The organism is Pseudoduganella rhizocola (assembly GCF_045984285.3).
Classification (GTDB): domain Bacteria; phylum Pseudomonadota; class Gammaproteobacteria; order Burkholderiales; family Burkholderiaceae_D; genus Rugamonas.
The window spans coordinates 146,276-165,375 of sequence record NZ_JBJQIK030000008.1; the positions used below are offsets into that span (position 1 = coordinate 146,276).

15 protein-coding genes are annotated in these 19,100 nt (G+C 64.3%); 5 read left to right on the forward strand and 10 right to left on the reverse strand.

Features of this window, described 5'->3' with window-relative positions; translation table 11 throughout:
* Positions 1-43 precede the first annotated feature (43 nt).
* A complete protein-coding gene (locus ACJRPG_RS18045; RefSeq protein ID WP_408001484.1) occupies positions 44-2,299 on the reverse strand; it encodes an LPS-assembly protein LptD in 2,256 nt (751 codons plus the stop codon).
* 99 nt (positions 2,300-2,398) lie between these two features.
* On the opposite strand from ACJRPG_RS18045, the gene ACJRPG_RS18050 reads away from it, so the two are divergent.
* The 4 genes from ACJRPG_RS18050 to ACJRPG_RS18065 are packed head-to-tail and all read left to right on the forward strand — an operon-like array spanning position 2,399 to position 6,609.
* On the forward strand, positions 2,399-3,451 hold the full coding sequence (locus ACJRPG_RS18050) for an aminoglycoside phosphotransferase family protein (RefSeq protein ID WP_408001485.1): 1,053 nt from the start codon (positions 2,399-2,401) through the stop codon (positions 3,449-3,451).
* Between the two features lie 10 nt (positions 3,452-3,461).
* Entirely contained in the window at positions 3,462-4,169 is a 708-nt protein-coding gene (gene murU / locus ACJRPG_RS18055) for an N-acetylmuramate alpha-1-phosphate uridylyltransferase MurU (RefSeq protein WP_408001486.1), read from the forward strand.
* Positions 4,166-5,485 carry a Xaa-Pro aminopeptidase gene (pepP, locus tag ACJRPG_RS18060; RefSeq protein ID WP_408001487.1) on the forward strand — a complete coding sequence of 440 codons (1,320 nt, stop codon included), beginning with the start codon at positions 4,166-4,168 and terminating at the stop codon, positions 5,483-5,485. The genes murU and pepP overlap by 4 nt, the downstream gene beginning before the upstream one ends.
* Positions 5,482-6,609 (forward strand): FAD-dependent monooxygenase, encoded by a 1,128-nt coding sequence (locus tag ACJRPG_RS18065; protein WP_408001488.1) that lies wholly within the window; start codon positions 5,482-5,484, stop codon positions 6,607-6,609. Before pepP ends, ACJRPG_RS18065 begins: the two co-directional genes overlap by 4 nt.
* A 78-nt stretch (positions 6,610-6,687) precedes the next feature.
* Here ACJRPG_RS18065 and fucP read toward each other — a convergent pair whose 3' ends face one another.
* The 9 genes from fucP to ACJRPG_RS18110 form a co-directional block, all read right to left on the reverse strand.
* Entirely contained in the window at positions 6,688-7,974 is a 1,287-nt protein-coding gene (fucP, locus tag ACJRPG_RS18070; RefSeq protein ID WP_408001489.1) for an L-fucose:H+ symporter permease, read from the reverse strand.
* An 18-nt stretch (positions 7,975-7,992) separates the two neighbouring features.
* Positions 7,993-10,506: a glycoside hydrolase family 3 protein gene (locus ACJRPG_RS18075; RefSeq protein WP_408001490.1), complete on the reverse strand. Its 2,514-nt coding sequence runs from the start codon at positions 10,504-10,506 to the stop codon at positions 7,993-7,995.
* Positions 10,507-10,596: 90 nt separating this feature from the next.
* Positions 10,597-11,952 carry a GH1 family beta-glucosidase gene (locus ACJRPG_RS18080; protein WP_408001491.1) on the reverse strand — a complete coding sequence of 452 codons (1,356 nt, stop codon included), beginning with the start codon at positions 11,950-11,952 and terminating at the stop codon, positions 10,597-10,599.
* Positions 11,939-13,237: a glycoside hydrolase family 5 protein gene (locus ACJRPG_RS18085; RefSeq protein ID WP_408001492.1), complete on the reverse strand. Its 1,299-nt coding sequence runs from the start codon at positions 13,235-13,237 to the stop codon at positions 11,939-11,941. Before ACJRPG_RS18085 ends, ACJRPG_RS18080 begins: the two co-directional genes overlap by 14 nt.
* Before the next feature lie 74 nt (positions 13,238-13,311).
* A complete protein-coding gene (locus tag ACJRPG_RS18090) occupies positions 13,312-14,340 on the reverse strand; it encodes a LacI family DNA-binding transcriptional regulator (protein ID WP_408001493.1) in 1,029 nt (342 codons plus the stop codon).
* 149 nt (positions 14,341-14,489) lie between these two features.
* Positions 14,490-15,530: a M20/M25/M40 family metallo-hydrolase gene (locus tag ACJRPG_RS18095; RefSeq protein ID WP_408001494.1), complete on the reverse strand. Its 1,041-nt coding sequence runs from the start codon at positions 15,528-15,530 to the stop codon at positions 14,490-14,492.
* Positions 15,531-15,535: 5 nt separating this feature from the next.
* Positions 15,536-16,993 carry an NAD(P)(+) transhydrogenase (Re/Si-specific) subunit beta gene (locus tag ACJRPG_RS18100; protein ID WP_408001495.1) on the reverse strand — a complete coding sequence of 486 codons (1,458 nt, stop codon included), beginning with the start codon at positions 16,991-16,993 and terminating at the stop codon, positions 15,536-15,538.
* Positions 16,990-17,307, reverse strand: a complete 318-nt coding sequence (locus ACJRPG_RS18105; RefSeq protein ID WP_408001496.1) for a proton-translocating transhydrogenase family protein — start codon at positions 17,305-17,307, stop codon at positions 16,990-16,992. Before ACJRPG_RS18105 ends, ACJRPG_RS18100 begins: the two co-directional genes overlap by 4 nt.
* 9 nt (positions 17,308-17,316) lie before the next feature.
* Positions 17,317-18,444: a Re/Si-specific NAD(P)(+) transhydrogenase subunit alpha gene (locus ACJRPG_RS18110; RefSeq protein ID WP_408001497.1), complete on the reverse strand. Its 1,128-nt coding sequence runs from the start codon at positions 18,442-18,444 to the stop codon at positions 17,317-17,319.
* 163 nt (positions 18,445-18,607) lie between these two features.
* Between ACJRPG_RS18110 and ACJRPG_RS18115 the strand changes: the two genes are divergently transcribed.
* Entirely contained in the window at positions 18,608-19,090 is a 483-nt protein-coding gene (locus tag ACJRPG_RS18115; RefSeq protein ID WP_408001498.1) for an NUDIX hydrolase, read from the forward strand.
* Positions 19,091-19,100 lie beyond the last annotated feature (10 nt).

The following is a 19,100-nucleotide window of genomic DNA, read 5'->3' on the forward strand; positions in this document are numbered from 1 at the left end:
GGAGACGCTCATGTGTCGGTGAAAGGGGTAGTGTAGCGCGGAATCAGCGGCGGTAGCCCTCATTCAGGCGCTGATAGCCGGGAATGCTGTTCTTCAGCACCTCCAGCGGATTGCCGATGCCGAACTTGGACAGGCCGTTCAGTTCGAGCTGGAAGAAGACCTGGGTCGAGGTCTTGTTCGCGGTAGTGACGAAACGCTGGGCGCCCATGCGGAACACCCAGCAGTCGCAGTTGTATTCCAGGCCGATCAGGCTTTCCAGCACGCGGTGGTCCTGCAGCGAGTAGCTCAGGCGGCTCACGCCGAACCACTTCTGTGACAGCGGCCACTGGGTCGAAAAATCGGCATTGCGGAAACTGTCGCGCAGGTAGCGGTAGCCGGCATTGAACACCTTCTTCGGCCCCGGCTGGAACTGCACATTGAAGTTCGAGCTGATGATGCGGCTGTCACCCGGATTGTACTGCACGGCGCTGTCCACGGCCCAGGTATCCGAAATGCGGCCGCTGGCGGCCAGCAGGTAGTCGGAGCGGCTGATGTTGCGCTTCACGTTCGGGTCCAGCTGCACGCGCTGGTCGTTGAAGTAGAAGCGCTGGCCGAAGGCCAGGCGCAGGCGCTCGGCGCCGGACGGCTCCAGGAAGCGCGACACCACGGCCGCCGTCAGCTGGTTGGCATCGCTGATGCGGTCCGAACCCACGAAGCGGTTCTCGTTGAAGATCTGCGAGAAGTTGAAGGTGGATTCGGCCGTGTCGAAGTTCGGGAACGCGGTCTGGTCGCGGTAAGGCGTGTAGACGTAGAACAGGCGCGGCTCCAGCGTCTGCGTGACGCTGCGGCCGAACAGCCTGGTCTCGCGCTCGAACTCCAGGCCCGAATCGAGCGAGAAGGTGGGCACGGCGCGGCGCAGCGATTTCGGGTCGTCCTCGTTGGGCGTGGCCGGATCGTCTTCCAGCTGGTAGGCGCTGGCGTTCATCATCAGCTTGGGCGTGATGAAGAAGCTGGGGCCGATGATCGGATAGCTGACCTGGGGCTGCACCACCAGGCGGTTGCCGCGGATCAGGTCCGGATGCCAGAAGCGGGTCAGCTCGCTGTCCACCTGCCAGTCGAAGCCGCCCACGTCGTAGCGCGCGGCGTGGAAGTTAATCGCGGGCAGGCGGTCGTAGGGACGGGTAACGAACAGGCTGGGATCCGTGACCGAATCCGGATCCTGCAGCACCTGGTATTTCTGCACGCGCGCGGTCAGGCTCCAGAACTCGCCGCGGTAATCGCTGCGCAGTTCGCGCAGCAGCTGGCGCTCGGCGCTGCTGGCCACCGTCTTCGAGAAGTCGTTCGGGTAGTTGTCGTCCGATGCGGCGCGCACGTTCCAGCCGTAGGACCATTCCCTGGTCAGCGCCTGCGAATGGGTGGAGGTGACTTGCCAGCGGTCCGAGTCCGTCTTGCGGTCATGCGGCAGGTACTCGATGAAGGTGCGGCCTTCATAGTAGTTGCCCGCGTCCGTCTCGCCGATATAGCGGCCCACGGCGCCCAGCTGCAGGCCGCGGCGCGAGATATAGCGCGGATACAGCGTGAGGTCGCGGTTGGGCGCGATATTGAAGTAGTAAGGCACCGTCAGTTCGGCCGCGCCGCGCGAGCTGAAGCCCGGCACCGGCGGCAGCCAGCCGGAGCGCCGCGCGCCGGACAGCGAGAAGGACAGCGCGGGCGTGCCGATGATGGGCACGTCCTTGAAATAGACGATGGTGCCGCCGGCGGTACCCAGGTCGCGCGCCGTGTCCAGGTTCAGGGTGCTGGAACGCAGGTACCAGTCCGGGTTCGGGCCCTCGCAGGTGCTGTAGGTGCCGTCCACCACCACCGCCTCTTCCTGGTTCAGGAAGTCGATGCGCTGCGCCTTGCCCTGCGCATTGTTCAGTTCCAGCTTGTAGGTCGGGCGCAGCATGTAGCCGACGCCGGTTTCCGTATTCAGCTTGAATTCGTCGGCCGTGTAATAGTCGCCGAAGCGCCAGATGCGCACATTGTTGTTCGCCTCGATCTCCGCTTCCACATTGCGGTAGCAGGCGGCATCGGCGGTCACGCGCATCTTGTCGCGCACGATTTCCACATCGCGCTTCAGAATCAGCTCGCGTTCCGGGCGGCCGCTGATTTCCTCGGCCTGGATGGTGACGGGGGCGTTCGGGTCTTCCACGCGCGGCCCCGGCTTCTGCTGGCCGGCCGGCACGGTCTGGGCGTGGGAAGGCAGCGCCGAAGCGGCGGCCAGTGCGGTCAAGGCATATGCCCAGCGTTGCTTGTGTTGGGGGGCCAAAAACCAGCTCATGAAAAGAACGCGTGAAACACCATTGAAGGCGAATTTTTGATTGGAATCCCTTATTATATGAGAATTGTCTCCACCAACCGGATTTCACAGGCCGTTTTCATGTCTTTATTGTCTAATTCACCATCCGGCACCGCCGATGTTCGCCTGATCCAGTTGAAAGAATGGCTACACAGCACCGGTCTGGTGCTGGCCGATTCCGCCCGTCCCGCCTCCGCCGACGCCAGTTTCCGCCGCTATTTCCGCATCGACGTGCTGCCGCAGCACCAGGCCGCCCATGGCGCCACCCTGATTGCGATGGATGCGCCGCCGGAGCGCGAGAACGTGCCGGCCTTCGTCAAGGTGGACGGCATCCTGGCCGCTGCCGGCGTGTCGGTGCCGAAGATTGTAGCGGACGACGTGCCGCGCGGCTTCCTGCTGCTGTCCGACCTGGGCACCACCACCTATCTGCAGGCGCTGAACCACGATAACGCCTCCGCCCTGTATGCCGAGGCGCTGTCGGCGCTGGTGAAGATCCAGCAGCATAGCCAGCCCGGCCTGCTGCCCGAATTCGACCGCGCCTTCATGCTGCGCGAGCTGAATATCTTCCCCGAGTGGTATATCGGGAAACACCTGAATACCACGCTGACAGATGCCCAGAGCGCGGACCTGAACAAGGTGTTCGACACCATCATCGGCAACTGCCTGGCGCAGCCGCAGGTGACCATGCACCGCGACTACCATTCGCGCAACCTGATGTGGATGGACGAGAACAATCCCGGCATCCTCGACTTCCAGGACGCGGTGTGGGGTCCGATCACCTACGACGCGGCCTCGCTGCTGCGCGACGCCTATGTGTCGTGGGACGAGGAACTGGTGCTGGACTGGGTAATCCGCTACTGGCAGCACGCCAGATCGGTGGGCCTGCCGGTGCACAGGGACTTCGATGACTTCTACAAGGACTTCGAATACATGGCGCTGCAGCGCCACCTGAAAATCCTCGGCATCTTCTGCCGCCTGAACTACCGCGACAACAAGCCGATGTACCTGGGCGACCTGCCGACGGTGATGGAATACGTGCGCAAGACGGCCGGCCGCTACCGCGACCTCAAGCCTCTCCTGAAACTGCTCGATACGCTGGAAAACGTCCAGCCCCAGGTCGGCTACACCTTCTGAGGACGCACGCATGAAAGCCATGATACTCGCCGCAGGCCGCGGCGAACGGATGCGTCCATTGACGGACACCAGCCCCAAGCCCCTGCTCAAGGTGCGCGGCCGGCCGCTGATCGAGTGGCATGTGCTGAACCTGGTGCGCGCGGGATTGAAGGACATCGTCATCAACCACGCCCACCTGGGCCACATGATCGAGGAATACCTGGGCGACGGCAGCCGCTTCGGCGCGCGCATCGCCTACTCCGCGGAGAAGGAAGCGCTGGAGACGGCGGGCGGCATCGCCAACGCCATGCACCTGCTGGGCGATGAGCCTTTCCTGGTGCTGTCCGGCGACATCTACTGCCCGCATTTCGATTTCAGCGAATGCGTGGGCGTGCTGCATGACCGCGATGCGCGCGGCGGCCTGTACACGGCGGAGCAGCGCGATATTGCATGGATCTGGCTCACGCCGAATCCCTGGCACAACCCGAAGGGCGACTTTGCGCTGACGATGTACACGGTGTCCGGCCAGGGCGAGCCGAAATGGAACTTCTCCAATATCGGCGTGTACCGTCCCGAAATGTTCGCCGGGATTGCGCCGGGCCAGAAGGCGGGCCTGGGCAAGCTGCTGTTCGAATACGCGGACAAGGGCCTGATCGGCGGCGAGATGTATGAAGGCGAATGGGTCAACGTGGGCACCGTGCAGCAGCTCGAACAGCTGAACGCGGCGATGAACGCATGAGTCCCCACGCCGCGCGCCGTGCCCGTTTGCTGGCGCAGATGGAGCCCGGCAGCGTGGCCGTGCTGTTCACCGCGCCGGAAGTGCTGCGCAACGGCGACAGCGACTATCTGTACCGCTACGACAGCAGCTTCCACTACCTCACCGGCTTCGGCGAACCGGAAGCGGTGCTGGTGCTGGCGGCGCCGTCGCAGAGCATCCTGTTCTGCCGCGAGAAAAACCAGGAACGCGAAATCTGGGAAGGCCGGCGCCATGGGCCGGAAGCGGCGCGCGAAGCCTTCGGCTTCGATGCGGCGTATCCCATTTCCGCGCTCGACGAACAGATGGCGAAACTGCTGGCCAATGTGCCGACGCTGTACAGCGCCAGCGGCCGCAGCGAGAAGCACGACGCGCAGCTGCGCAAATGGCTGGACAGCGTACGCGCGCAATCGCGCAGCGGCGTCACGGCGCCGTCGTCCCTGCGCGACCTTGTTCCGCTGGTCGATGAAATGCGGCTGCTGAAGGATGCGCACGAACAGTCCATCATGCTGCGTGCGGGCGAAATCTCCGGCGCCGCCCACGCCCGGGCCATGCGTGCGGCGAAACCCGGCATGTACGAATACGAACTGGAAGCGGAGCTGCTGTACGAGTTCCGCCGCCGCGGCGCGCAGTACCCGGCCTACACGCCGATCGTCGCATCGGGCGAGAACAGCTGCATCCTGCACTACAACATGAACAACCGGCGCATGCAGGACGGCGACCTGGTGCTGATCGACGCGGGCTGCGAGCTGGATGGCTATGCGTCCGACATCACGCGGACCTGGCCGGTGAACGGCAAATTCAGCGGCCCGCAGCGCACCCTGTATGAGCTGGTGCTGGCCGCGCAGCAGGCGGCCTTCGGCGCCATCGAACCCGGCAAACCGTATTCGGCGATGCACGAAGCGGCAGTGCGCGTGCTGGCGCAGGGCATACTGGACCTCGGCCTGATTGCGCGCAACCGCGCCGCCACCGCCGACGACGTCATCACGAACAAGCTGCACCTGCCCTTCTACATGCACGGCACCGGCCACTGGCTCGGCATGGACGTGCACGACAGCGGCGCCTACCGCGACCTGACGCAGGCCGGCAAGCCATCGCGCCCGCTGCAGGCCGGTATGGCGGTGACGGTGGAACCGGGCATCTATGTGCGCCCGGCGCAGGGCGTGCCGGAGGAATACTGGAACATCGGCATCCGCATCGAGGACGACGTGATCGTCAGCGACAACGGCTACACGCTGCTGAGCGGCAGCGCGCCGAAAGCCATTGCAGACATCGAAGCGCTGATGCGGGACACGGCATGAGCCTCGACTACGACATCGCCATTTGCGGCGCCGGCCCTTCCGGCATGGCCTTCGCGGCACTGCTGGTGAAGCGCGGCATGCCCGGCGCGCGCATCGCCCTGATCGACGCCAAGACGCTGGAGCAGGCCAGCGCCGACCCGCGCACGCTGGCCCTGTCGCACGGCAGCCAGCAGATCCTCGAGCAGATCGGCGCCTGGCCGATTCCGGCCACGGACATCCACGAAATCCACGTGTCGCGGCGCGGCCAGTTCGGCCGCAGCATGATCTCGCGCGAGGACGAAGGCGTGCCGGCTCTCGGCCATGTGGCGCGCTATGGCGATATCGTCACGGTGCTGGGCCGCGCCTGCGCGGCGCACGGCATCGTGGCGCTGCGTCCTGCCCGCGTGGCTGCCATCGACGAACAGCAGGACCACGTCGCCCTCACACTGGAGGACGGCAGCACGCTGTGCGCCGCGATCGTGGTGCAGGCCGAAGGGGGCCTGTTCGGCGAACAGGGCGCCAAGGCCGTGCAGCGCGATTACGGGCAGACGGCGATCATCGCGCAGGTGCAATCGACCGCGCCGGTTGCGCACCGCGCCTACGAGCGCTTCACGCACGAAGGGCCGCTGGCGCTGCTGCCGCAGGGCGAGGAATATTCGATGGTATGGTGCGTGCGTCCCGGAACGGCGGAAACGCTGCTCGCGCTGGATGACACGGCTTTCCTGGACAAGCTGGGCGAGATGTTCGGCCAGCGCGTGGGCCGCTTCAGCGCCATCACGCGCCGCCTGGCCTTCCCGCTCGGCCTGAACGCAGGCGTCTCGGGCACGCCGCGCATCGCGGCCATCGGCAATGCTGCGCAGACCCTGCATCCGGTGGCGGGCCAGGGCCTCAACCTCGGCCTGCGCGACGCCACGGTATTGGCGCGCTTGCTGGCGCAGGAAGCATCGCCGGCCCGGCTGGCCGAGTACGCCGCGCTGCGCCGCCGCGACCGCGACACGACGGTGCGCCTGACGGACACCATGGCGCGCATCTTCGCCAACAACTCCCCTGCGCAGGGCCTGCTCGGCCTCACCCTCGCCGCCATCGACCTCGCCAGCCCCGCCCGCAGCGTGCTGGCCGAGCTCATGATGTACGGCCGCCGCTAAAAAAAAGTTGCAAAAAAATTGGGGACAGACCCGGATTTCTAAAATCCGGGTCTGTCCCCAATTTTTGAGAAATATTTCTTACTGTTTATGGAGGTTGGCGTATTTCAGGCCGAAGTAGAGGATGAAGGCGTAGCACGCAACGGGAACGAAGAACGATACCTGCAGGCCCGACGAGTCGGCCACTGCGCCCTGTACGAACGGCACCAGAGCGCCGCCCACAATCGCCATGCACAGCAGTCCCGATGCCTGGCCAGTCTGCGAGCCCAGGCCGTGCAGCGCCATGCTGAAGATGGTCGGGAACATGATGGAGTTGCACAGGCCAACCGCGATGATCGCCCACATCGCGACGTGCCCGCTGCCGAAGATCGCGGTCAGGATCAGCAGCACGCTGCACAGCGCGTTGAACGCCAGCGCCTTGCCCGGGCTGACCGTGCGCATCACGGCAAAGCCGATGAAGCGGCCCACCATCGCGCCGCCCCAGTAGTAGCTCACGTAGACCGCAGCGTCGGCGTGCGACAGGCCCGCAATATGTGCTTCGCCGAGGTAGTTGATGAGGAAGCTGCCGATGCTGACTTCACCGCCCACGTACAGGAAGATGCCGATGGTGCCCAGCACCAGGTGCTTGTGCTTGAACAGGGCGCTGAAAGGCTGCGCGCTGTCCGTGTCGGATTCGCTGGCGCCGCTCAATTTCGGCAGGCGTGCGATGGCAAACAGCACCGCGAGCAGCAGCAGCGAGCCGGCCAGCGCCAGGTATGGGCCCTGCACGCTGGCGGCTTCCTGCGCACGGTGCGCTTCCTGCTGCGCCGCCGTCATCGCCGCCAGCTGGTCTGCGCTGAATGCGGCGCCGTTCAGGATCAGCATGCCGCCGACCAGCGGCGCCAGGGTGGTGCCCAGCGAGTTGAATGCCTGGGTCAGCGTGAGACGGCTCGATGCGGTGCGCGGGTCGCCCAGCACCGTCACATAGGGATTGGCCGCCACCTGCAGGATCGTGATGCCCGACGCCAGCACGAAGAAGGCGAACAGGAACAGGCCGTAACCCGCCTGCGCCGCCGGATAGAACATGGCGCAGCCGAAGGCGGCAATCACCAGGCCCGTCACCGCGCCCATTTGATAGCCGATGCGGCGGATCAGCATCCCCGCCGGCAGGGACACGATGAAGTAGGCGCCGAAGAAGCAGAACTGCACCAGCATGGCCTGCACATAGCTCAGCGTGTAGATCGCCTTCAGGTGCGGGATCAGCACGTCGTTCAATGCCGTCAGCGCACCCCACATGAAGAACAGGATGGTGATGATGACCAGCGGCCCGGTATTGGACTGGCTGGACGTCCCCTGCGGCACTGCGGCCGCTTGCGAATAGTGTTCCATGTCTCCTGTTCCTTATCTTTAGTTATTGCAGCTCAGCGTATCTTTGTCGCCTGCCGCACCGCCAACGATCTGGATGTTGGTGATGGCGGCCACCAGCCCGCCTTCGGCGCTGATCTTGAAGGGCGTGTCCACCTTCTTCAGGTCCACACCCTTCGCGGTGAAGCAGGACAGCGGGATCTTGACGGTGCTCTTAGGCTTGCCGGCGCGGCTTGCCAGCGCTTGCGTCACGTCCACGGCGGCCTTGTCCATCGAGATCTCGGCCTTGCCCTGCGGCGCGGCGCTCACGATGGTGTCGAAGGATAGCACGCCGTCCTTGACTGCATATTCAGGAATCTTATAGGGCTTCTTGCCGTGCGCCTCCACGCTGCCGGCGCCGGTCCAGCTGATTTTCTTGGCGTCCTGCTGGGTGTTGACCTGCGCGGTTTCGATTTTCATCGTCGGCAGCGTGTACACGGCATTCAGGTCGGTGCCCAGCGGCTGGCGCTCGCCGCCGCTCGTCACATACAGCGGGAAGGTGGCGCGGTCGGCCTGGCTGAACACGGGGAAGGCGGTGGTGTTGCCGCAGCCCGCGGTGCTGCTGTCCACCGGCAGCTTGCCGACCTTGCTGGCTTTGCCGTAAGTGAGGCCGTAGCCGTAGGCGAACAGCGGCGCGTAGTTCTTGTCACCGACGTTGAGCGGGGTCTGGCACGGCGCTTTCGGCCAGGAGAAGGACAGCTTGCCGCTGAACGGCGCATTGACCTTGCCGTTGGCGGCGCGCACCAGCACGTCCGCCACGCCCTTGCCTTCGGAGCCCGGCAGCCACGCCGCCACGAAGCTGTCCGACAGGTTGAGCAGGTCATTGGCATACAGCGGGCGGCCGGACAGGAATACCGTCACCACCGGCTTGCCCTTGCCTGCCACGGCTTGCAGCACTTCCAGGTCCTGCGGGAAGCGTGCGCTGTGGCGCAGGTTGCCCGCCGGGCCGATGTCGCCGTCGCCTTCCGCGTAAGGGTGTTCGCCGATCACGGCCACCACCGCGTCGAACTTGCTGAGGTCCACGCCCGCGCCGTCGATACTGAAGCTCACGTTCGCCTCGCCCAGCGCGTCGCGCAGTCCGGCCAGGATGGTGTCGCCGTATGGGAAGTCCTTGTTGGTGTTGCCGGTGCCCTGCCAGGTCAGAGTCCAGCCGCCGGTCTGGTCGGTCATGCTGTCCGCGCTCTTGCCGACGACGAGCACTTTCTTGCCGCGTGCCAGAGGCAGGGTGTTGGCGTCATTCTTGAGCAGCACCAGCGATTCCTGCACCAGCTTGCGCGCCAGCGGGCGGGCCTGCATGGATTCCATCTTGCCGGCATGGACCGACTCGGATGGCTTCTTCATGTTCGCGCGCAGCTTTACGCGGATGATGCGGCTCACCGCGTCATCGATGCGCGCCATCGGGATCTCGCCCTTCTTCACCTGCTCGATGGTTTTGGCGATGAAGGACTTCCAGTCGTCCGGCACCATGATCATGTCGATACCGGCGTTGATCGCCTGCGCGCAGTGGTCCTTGGCGCAGCCCGGCACTTCTTCCAGCGCGTTCCAGTCGGAGACCACGAAGCCGTCGAAGCCCATTTTTTTCTTCAGCACATTGGTCAGCAGCTCTTCGCTGCCGTGCATCTTGCCGAAATTGGTGCCGTGTTCAGGATCGGTCACGCTGCTGAACGATGCCATCACCGTCTGCGCGCCCGCTTCCAGCGCCGGGTAGTAGCCCGCGCCGTGGATGTTGATCAGGTCCGACAGCGGCCCCTTGGTGGCGCCGCGGTCCTTGCCTTCGGCCGTGCCGCCGTCGCCCAGCCAGTGCTTGGCGGTGGCCACCACGGTGGCGTCGCCTTTCAGGTCGCCCTGCAGGCCTTTCACGTACACGTCGGCATAGTCGGCAACGATGCGCGGATCTTCCGAGAAGCTTTCATAGGTGCGGCCCCAGCGGTCGTCGCGCACCACGGCCAGCGTTGGCGCGAACACCCAGTTGATGCCGGTGGCGCGCACCGCTTTCGCCACCGCTTCCGCCATCTGGCCGATGCCGGCGCGGTCGCGCGCGGCACCGAGGCCGATATTGTGCGGGAACAGCGTGGCGCCCAGCACATTGCTGTTGCCGTGCATGGCGTCGATACCCCAGATGACCGGCACCTTGTGCTTCATGTCGGTGGACATGGAGGCGTCGTAGTAGGCGTCCGCCAGCTTCACCCAGTCGGCCGGGGTGGCGTTCTTGCTGTTGTTCGGCCAGCTGCCGCCGCCGTTCAGCACGGAACCCAGGTAGTACTTGCGCACGTCGTCCGGCGTGGCGGTCTTGATCTCGGGCTGGGTCATCTGCCCGATCTTCTGCTCCAGCGTCATGCTGGCGACGATTTCCTTCACGCGCGCCTCGATGGCGGCATCCTGCTTCACGGCGCTGGTGATGTGCGGCCAGTCTTTCAGCGCTGCTTTGGCAGGTGCTGCAGCCGGGGTGGCGGCAAACGCGGTAGCGGCGCAGAGCAGCTGCACCGCGGCAGCGAGGGCGGTAAGTGGACGATTCAAGGCAAGTCTCCTGGTTGTTGTCATCGCAGGCAACGTCCGTTGGAAACGTTACCAATCATCCCGCAATTATTCGGCTGGGCGATTTTTTTGTCAACGAATTCCTTTCAGGAAGTCGCGGTACCACTGGCCGCTCAGTTTCAGGGAGCGCTGCTGCGTCGCGAAATCCACATACGCCAGGCCGAAACGGCGGATATAGCCTTCCGCCCATTCGAAGTTGTCCAGCAGGCTCCAGGCGAAGTAGCCTTTCACCGGCACGCCCCGGGCGATGGCGTCGCGCACGGCATTCAGGTGGCGCACCAGATAGGACAGGCGCTGGGGATCCTGCACCGTGCCGTCCGGCCCCGGCACGTCTTCGTAGCTGGAGCCGTTTTCGGTGACATAGATGTTCTGCGCGCCGTAATCCTTGTTCATGCGGACCAGCAGTTCCGTCAATCCTTCGGGGGACACTTCCCAGTTGAAGGCGGTGCGCTCCACGCCTTCCACATGCACTACCCTGCCTTCCAGCGGACCGTTGCCCGGCGCATGCGCAATTACTTCCGGGAAGTAGTAGTTCAGGCCCACGAAGTCGGTCTTGCGCGCGATGGCTTCCACGTCGCCCGGCTCGATGCGCGGCGCGGCGTGGCCCATCAGGTCCAGCACGTCCTGCGGGTAGCCCTTGCCGTACAGCGGATCCAGGTACCAGCGGTTGCGCAGGCCGTCGTGGCGGTGCGCCGCCGCCAGGTCCTCCGCGCTGCCGGATGCGGCGCGCGTCGGATGCAGGCTCAGTGCAATGCCCACCTGCGCATCCGGCACATTGCGGCGGATGATGGGCAGCGCCAGCCCGTGCGACACCAGCACGTTATGGCTGCACTGCACGGCAGTCGCAAAGTCCTTCATGCCGGGAGCGTGCATGCCGTCCCAGTGCCCGTGCATGGCCGTGCACCATGGCTCGTTGTGCGTGATCCAGTGCTTGACGCGGTTGCCCAGGCGCTTGCTCACGATGTCCGCGTAGTGCAGGAACGCGTTCACCGTTTCGCGCACGGCCCAGCCTCCCTGGTCCTGCAGCACCTGCGGCAGGTCCCAGTGATACAGCGTTACCCAGGGCTGGATGCCGCGTGCCAGCATGCCGTCCACCAGCTTGTCGTAGAAGGCCAGGCCTTCCTCGTTCGGGGTCTTGCCGTCGCCGTAAATGCGCGGCCAGGCGATGGAGAAACGGTACACCGTTGCACCGGTATCACGCAGCAGGTCCAGGTCCTCCTCCCAGCGGTGGTAGTGGTCGCACGCCACGGCGCCGCTGGAGCCGTCGCGGATCTTGCCCGGCTGCTCGCAGAAGGTGTCCCAGATCGATTTGACGCGGCCGCCTTCGTTGATGGCGCCTTCAATCTGGTACGAAGAGGTGGCGAAGCCCCAGAGGAAGTCGCCTGCGAAGTCACTGCGCTTGGGCGCGTTGTCGTTATTGGATGTCATTGATGTTCCGTGGAGAGGTGCTGGTGAGCCAACGCTGCAGCGGCTCGTGGATTTCATATGGCTGGGTGCCGAAGGAACGGAACAGCGCTTCGATTTCAGCCAGCGATGCGGTATTGAAGTTCGTTTCGGGAACGGTGGCGCCTTTGGCGTTGGTGATCATGCCCCAGATGCCTTCGCCATGGCCGCCATTGCGGGTGACGATTTTCCAGGACCACGCCGTGGCGGCCCAGCCGTACTTCGCATAGGTGTCGAAGGAAGCGCGCGCCACCTGGCCGCCACGCTCCAGGCCGAGGAAGGCATAGGGCTGGATCTCGCCGACGTAGAAGGCGGTATCGAGCTTCTTCAGGCGTTCGTCCCAGGCGCAGACGGTATCGCCGCCGCTCTTGTCGCAGGTGAGCCATTTGCGGTGCACCTCGATGCCCGGCTTGTCCCAGCCGAAGTGGCCTGGGTAAGGGTGCATTTCAAACGCCACGTTGCGCATGCCGTAGTCGGACGGCTTGCCGTAGGCGTCGATGCCTTTCACATGGCCCGGCAGGATAATGACGTGGTTCGGGTCCGCCGCACGCACCGCCGCGTACAGCTTGCGCATCACGGCCGCCATATTCTCCGGCGTGGTGCCCCACGGTTCGTTCAGGATGCTGTAGCCCGCCACCGATTTGCGGTCCTTGTAGCGCCCTGCCACCTGCTGCCACAGCCACTCGGTGCGCGCCTGGTATTCCGGGTTGCTCCAGTATTCGTTCTTGTTGGCGCAGCCGCTGTGGTGCTCCGTGCCCTGGCTGCCCACGGCGCCGTGCAGGTCGAGAATCACGTAGATGCCGCGCGACTCGGCCTGTTCGATAGCCCAGTCCAGGTAATGCCAGGCATCCGGGCGCAGGGTGCGCGGCCTGGTTTCGTCTTCCACCACGCTGTAGATGAAGGGCAGGCGCACCACGTTCAGGCCATGCTGCTTGATCAGGTCCCAGTCGCGGGTGGTGATCCAGTTGTCGCGGAAAAGCTTCATCAGGCGTTCGCGCTCCGCGTGGCCGAAGCGCTTGTCCAGCACCGCTTCCAGCTTGCACTGGTCGTCGATGCCGGCTGAACCCTGCTCCATCATCCAGAATTCGTTCAGCAGCCAGTTGCCGAGGTTAACACCGCGCAGCGTAAGCTGCTGATTGTTGGAATCCAGCCAGCGTGTGCCTTCGGTATGAATCATGGGCAGTTGCGGCGCGGGCTCGCGCACGGCGGCGCAGCCGGCCAGCACGGCCAGCGCGGAACAGAGCAGAAGCTTCTTTAACAACTCCATCATTGTCTCCTTATGGTGGAAAGCTTTCCATATACCGCACTTATAAAGGCATGCCGAAAACGCATGCCTTGCCGCTTTTATTTGCGAGTGCGTGATCCTTCAGATGCTGCAGCCAGCGAGGCGCGGTGCGTCACGCTGACGGGATACTGGCGCGACACCGGCCGCTCGCCGCCATAACATCGGTTCATCAGCGAATTCAGGCCGCTCAGCGTCACGTCGCGCCACGGCACGTGGACGGAGGTGAGTCGCGGCGCGGTAAACTCGGCGCTCGGGGTGTCGTCATAGCCAAGCACGGATACCTGCTCCGGCACCTTGATGCCGGCCTGCTGGAAGAAGGACAGCGCCCCCACCGCCATCTCGTCATTGGCGCACCAGACAGCCGTGAAGTGGTAGCCGGACTTCAGCAGCTCTTCGGCGCAGGACCAGCCGCCTTCCGGCGAGAAGTCGCTCTCCGCCACCCACAGCTTCTTGGTGTCGATGCCGCAGCGCTCCAGTTCCGCCATGAAGCCGCTGATACGGTCCACGTTGTCCGGCGCGGTCGATGGGCCGGCAATCACGGCGATGTGCTTGTGTTTCTGCGCCAGCAGCGTGGCCGCGGCCAGCGCGCCGCCCTGCCGGTGATCGACATAGAAGCACTGTTCGCTGGGGCCTTTGAAGTTATGGTTCACGGCCACCATCTTCCAGCCGCGCGCGGTAAACGCTTCGATATCGGCATCCAGCAGCGAGGTGCTCATGCTGATGATGCCGTCGCAGCCGCGCTGCATCAGGAATTCTATGCCCTCGATGGCCTGGCCGCGCGCGTCGGCCTGGCCGTAGCCGAAGGCCACCACCATATGCAGGCCGTTGTCGCGCAGCTCGGTGTCGATCAGCTGCAGGATGGGCGTATAGAAGGTGCCCTTCAGCACCGGGATATACACGCCGATCATCTGCGTGGTGCCGGAAAGGAGGGAACGCGCCGCGTGCGAGGGACGGAAATCGAGTTCTTCGATGGCCTTGCGGACCTTGGCCAAGGTGGCCGGCGACACGGCGCCCTTGCCACTTACAACGCGCGAAGCGGTGCCCAGGCCTACGCCTGCCAGCCGAGCCACATCTTTGATGGTTGCCAAGGTTCTAGTGCCTTATACAGTCTGTCATCCCGCAAGGATACTGCAAAGCGCTGCTCCCGGGCTACCTGCCGGTCGCAATCTGCAGCCTGTGGAAACGTTACCACAAGGATGGCGCTGACTATAGCACAACCGCTGGGCGATGCAAGCGTTCAGCGCGCGGGCGGGATGACAGCCAGCTGGCCGTCCAGCAGCACGGAGAGGCCGGTCAGCATCTGCGCCACGCGCGCGAAGAAGTCGGCGTTGATGCGGTCGAAGGTGTCGGTGGACGCGTGGTAGTCGGCATGGTCTTCCACGCCAAAGTAGAGGAAGGGGATGCCGGCCTTGTGGAAGGCGCCATGGTCGGAGCTGCCGGTCCAGTCCTCCACCTTTCCTGCCAGCGCCTGCGGCATATCGTGGCCGGCCGTCACGCGCACCGTGGACTTTGCGGCGGCACGCTCCACCAGGGGCTTCAGCCAGGGATAGTGATAGGTGCCGGCGACGAAAATCTGGTTCTGGTCATTATGCGAAATCATGTCCATGTTCAGGTTCAGCGCCACCTGCTCCTTCGGCACCGGCAGCCGGGCGACGAAGGCCTTGGCGCCCTGCAGTCCCTGCTCCTCGGCGTCGAAGGCGGCAAAGATCACCGAATGCTTCGGCGGATGCGCCTTGAACCAGGCCGCCATGGCCAGTAAGACAGCCACACCGGAGGCATTGTCGTCCGCGCCATGATAGATCTTGCCGTCGCGGACGCCCAGGTGGTCATAGTGCGCAGAGATCACCAGGTAGCGGTCCGGCTTTTCGATGCCGCGCTGCCAGCCGACGATATTGGTGGCATCCGGATAAGCCGTTTCATAGTGTTTGCCCGGCGTGAGCAGGCCCTTCACGCTGTGGTGGGTGAAGCTGAAAGGCTGCCTGAAGCTGCCGCCGAAAGGCTGCAGGCCGAGGGCGGCAAAGCGCTGTTCGATCAGCGCCTGCGCCTTCTTGTTGCCCGGGCTGCCCGTTTTGCGGCCCTCGAACTCAGGCGATGACAAAGTGCGCACATCGTCCAGCAGTGCAGTGCGCGCGGCGGCCGGCATGGCTTCCGCCTCCAGCTTCGCCGACGGCATCGGCTCGGCAATGCGCTTCGCCTCCAGATAACCGGCGCCGTAGAACCACGCGCCGAGCACCGCCACTACCGCCAGACCTCGCACGACGCGCGCTTTCTTTGCCATTGACCTTACTCCGCTGCCTTGACCATGTCTTCGATGACTTTCTTGGCGTCGCCGAAGACCATCATGGTCTTATCCATATAGAACAGTTCATTGTCCAGGCCTGCATAGCCGGCCGCCATTGAACGCTTGTTGACGATGACGGTCTTGGCTTTGTAGGCCTCCAGGATCGGCATGCCGGCAATCGGCGATTTCGGGTCCTTGGCTGCCGGATTCACCACATCGTTCGCGCCCAGCACAAGCACCACGTCCGCCTGGCCGAATTCGCTGTTGATGTCCTCCATCTCGAACACCTGATCGTAAGGCACTTCCGCCTCCGCCAGCAAGACGTTCATATGTCCCGGCATACGGCCCGCAACGGGGTGGATGGCGTATTTGACCGTGACTCCATGCTCCGTGAGCTTCTCCACCAGTTCCTTCAGCGCGTGCTGGGCGCGCGCCACGGCCAGGCCGTAGCCCGGCACGATGATGACGGTTTCCGCATTGCTCATCAGGAAAGCAGCATCGTCGGCCGAACCGGATTTCACGGGACGCTGCACCTGCGCGCCGCCCGTGCTGGCCGCTGCCGCGTCGCCGCCGAAGCCGCCCAGGATCACGTTGAAGAAGGAGCGGTTCATCGCCTTGCACATGATGTAGCTCAGGATGGCGCCGGAGGAGCCCACCAGCGAGCCCGCGATGATCAGCATGGAGTTATTCAGCGAGAAGCCGATGCCCGCCGCCGCCCAGCCGGAATAGCTGTTCAGCATGGACACCACCACCGGCATGTCGGCACCGCCGATCGGGATGATGATCAGCACCCCCAGCACGAAGGCGATGGCCGTCATGATGAGGAAAGGCGTCCATGCCGGCTCGGCGCCGCCGCTGAACACGAACACGAGGCCCAGCGCAATCATCACCAGCGCCAGCACCAGGTTGAGGATGTGCTGGCCGCCGAACACCACGGGCGCGCCCTGGAACAGGCGGAACTTGTATTTGCCCGCCAGCTTGCCGAAGGCGATCACCGAGCCGCTGAAGGTAATGGCGCCCACGAAGGTGCCGATGAACAGCTCGATGCGGTTCCCCATCGGCAGCGCCTCGCCCACGGCAGCGATGCCGAAGGCGTGCGGCTCCGACACGGCAGCCACCGCAATGCACACTGCGGCAAGACCGATCAGCGAGTGCATGGCCGCCACCAGTTCCGGCATCTTGGTCATTTCGACCTTCTTTGCCAGGTAAGCGCCGATGCTGCCACCCACGATCACGCCCAGCGCCACCAGGCCGAAGCCCATGCCGCCCGCAGGCGCTTCCGCCTTCAGTTTGAGGATCAGCGCCAGCGTGGTGACAAAGGCGATGGCCATGCCGGTCATGCCGAAGGCATTGCCCTTGCGCGCCGTGGCGGGCGAAGACAGCCCTTTGAGCGCCTGGATAAAGCAGACGGAGGCGACCAGGTAGAGCATGGTCACCAGGTTCATGGAGATAAAGCTCATTGCTTGCCTCCTTCCTTGGCGCCCTTGCCTTCTTTTTTCTTGAACATTTCCAGCATGCGCTGGGTAACGAGGAATCCGCCGAAGACGTTCACCGCGGCCAGCGCAACGGCCACCGTGCCGGCCACCTGGCCGACGATGCCTTCAGTGAGGCCGGCCGCCAGCATGGCGCCGACGATGATGATGGCCGATACCGCATTCGTTACCGCCATCAGCGGCGTATGCAGCGCGGGCGTAACAGTCCAGACCACGTGGTAGCCGACGTAGATGGCCAGCACGAAGATGATCAGGTTGATGATGGTGTGGCTGACTTCCATGTCTTTCTCCTATTTGCGCAGCACTTCGCCTGCGTGGGCGACGAGCGTGGCCTTGATGATTTCGTCTTCGCGGTCGATCAGCAGCGGAGCGCCGCCCGATTTGTCTTCCTTGTCGATGATGAGCTTCAGGAAGTCCAGCACATTGCGGGCGTAGAGGGCGGAGGCGTCGGCTGCCACCAGGCAGGCCAGGTTCGGTTCGCCGACGATGGACACGCCATGCTTGACCACCGTTTTGCCCAGCTCGGACAGCGGGCAGTTGCCGCCCTGCTCCACCGCCAGGTCCACGATCACGGAGCCGGGCTTCATGGCCTTCACAGTCTCCTCGGAGATCAGCACCGGCGCCGGGCGGCCCGGAATCAGCGCGGTCGTAATAATGATGTCGGCCTGTTTCGCGCGTTCGTGCACCAGTTCACCCTGGCGGCGCATCCAGTCGGCAGGCATGGGGCGTGCGTAGCCGCCCACGCCCTGTGCGATTTCCTTCTCTTCGTCGGTGAGGAAAGGCACATCGATGAATTTGGCGCCCAAGGACTCCACCTGCTCCTTCACCGGCGGGCGTACATCGGAAGCCTCGATCACGGCGCCGAGGCGCTTGGCGGTGGCAATTGCCTGCAGGCCGGCCACGCCGACACCCATGATCAGCACACGGGCCGCCTTCACGGTGCCTGCGGCCGTCATCAGCATCGGCATGAAGCGCTGGTAGGTATTGGCAGCCACCATCACGGCCTTGTAGCCGGCGATATTGGCCTGGGACGACAGCACATCCATCGACTGGGCGCGGGTGATGCGTGGCACGGCTTCCAGCGCAAAGGCGGACAGGCCGGCGGCGCCCAGCGCGGCGACGGTCTCGGCATCGAAGGGATTCAGCATGCCGATCACCACGCTGCCCGGCTTCATCTGGGCGCGCTCGGCCGCATCGGGAGCGCGCACCTTCAGCACGATCTCGGCGCCCAGGGCATCGGCCGCGCTGCCGATGGCGGCGCCGGCTGCGGCGTAGGCTTCATCCGTAATGGAGGCCGAGGCGCCCGCTCCGGACTGCACGACGATCTGGTGTTTCGCTGCAAGCTTCTTGACGGTTTCGGGCGTGGCTGCAACCCGGGTCTCCCCCGGCCGAGTCTCGGCCGGAATGCCTATTCTCATCTCTGCCTCCAAATTGTGGATAAACTGGCTAAAATCTAACACGGATTCATATTCGTCAACATTTAGACTTTGCAACTTTTGGAAGAATCCGACACCCATCAGTTGCCCGGCGGATGCGCAATGGCGGAACAGGCTAAAATAGCGCCTCTTTCAAGGATGAAACATGCCGCTTACCTGGAGACCTAACGTGACCGTAGCCGCTGTTATCGAGCGGGACGGGAAGTTTTTGCTGATCGAAGAAGAGACCAGCGACGGCGTTCGCCTGAACCAGCCGGCCGGCCACCTGGACCCGCACGAGTCGCTGGAGCAGGCCGTGGTGCGCGAAACCCTGGAAGAAACGGCGCATGACTTCACGCCGACCGCGCTGGTGGGCATGTATATGTCGCGCTACCGCTCGGCGCGCACCGGCGAGGCCGTGACCTACCTGCGCTTCGCCTTCTGCGGCGAAGTGGGCAAGGAACACAAGGACCGCCCGCTGGACGAAGGCATCCTGCGCACACTGTGGCTGACGCGCGACGAAATCGCCGCCTGCCGCGAACGGCACCGCAGCCCGCTGCTGCTGACCTGCGTGGACGAATACCTGGCGGGCAAGCGCGCGCCGCTGGAAATCCTGCATACGCACTCTTCGGTGTTCGAAGAGGTGTAATCGATATCGG

Excerpts from the sequence above, each read along its gene's own strand:
- ACJRPG_RS18045 (WP_408001484.1), bottom strand. The coding sequence starts at position 2,299 with ATGAGCTGGTTTTTGGCCCCCCAACACAAGCAACGCTGGGCATATGCC.
- ACJRPG_RS18050 (WP_408001485.1), top strand. The coding sequence starts at position 2,399 with ATGTCTTTATTGTCTAATTCACCATCCGGCACCGCCGATGTTCGCCTG.
- murU (WP_408001486.1), top strand. The coding sequence starts at position 3,462 with ATGAAAGCCATGATACTCGCCGCAGGCCGCGGCGAACGGATGCGTCCA.
- pepP (WP_408001487.1), top strand. The coding sequence starts at position 4,166 with ATGAGTCCCCACGCCGCGCGCCGTGCCCGTTTGCTGGCGCAGATGGAG.
- ACJRPG_RS18065 (WP_408001488.1), top strand. The coding sequence starts at position 5,482 with ATGAGCCTCGACTACGACATCGCCATTTGCGGCGCCGGCCCTTCCGGC.
- fucP (WP_408001489.1), bottom strand. The coding sequence starts at position 7,974 with ATGGAACACTATTCGCAAGCGGCCGCAGTGCCGCAGGGGACGTCCAGC.
- ACJRPG_RS18080 (WP_408001491.1), bottom strand. The coding sequence starts at position 11,952 with ATGACATCCAATAACGACAACGCGCCCAAGCGCAGTGACTTCGCAGGC.
- ACJRPG_RS18085 (WP_408001492.1), bottom strand. The coding sequence starts at position 13,237 with ATGATGGAGTTGTTAAAGAAGCTTCTGCTCTGTTCCGCGCTGGCCGTG.
- ACJRPG_RS18095 (WP_408001494.1), bottom strand. The coding sequence starts at position 15,530 with ATGGCAAAGAAAGCGCGCGTCGTGCGAGGTCTGGCGGTAGTGGCGGTG.
- ACJRPG_RS18100 (WP_408001495.1), bottom strand. The coding sequence starts at position 16,993 with ATGAGCTTTATCTCCATGAACCTGGTGACCATGCTCTACCTGGTCGCC.
- ACJRPG_RS18105 (WP_408001496.1), bottom strand. The coding sequence starts at position 17,307 with ATGGAAGTCAGCCACACCATCATCAACCTGATCATCTTCGTGCTGGCC.
- ACJRPG_RS18110 (WP_408001497.1), bottom strand. The coding sequence starts at position 18,444 with ATGAGAATAGGCATTCCGGCCGAGACTCGGCCGGGGGAGACCCGGGTT.
- ACJRPG_RS18115 (WP_408001498.1), top strand. The coding sequence starts at position 18,608 with ATGCCGCTTACCTGGAGACCTAACGTGACCGTAGCCGCTGTTATCGAG.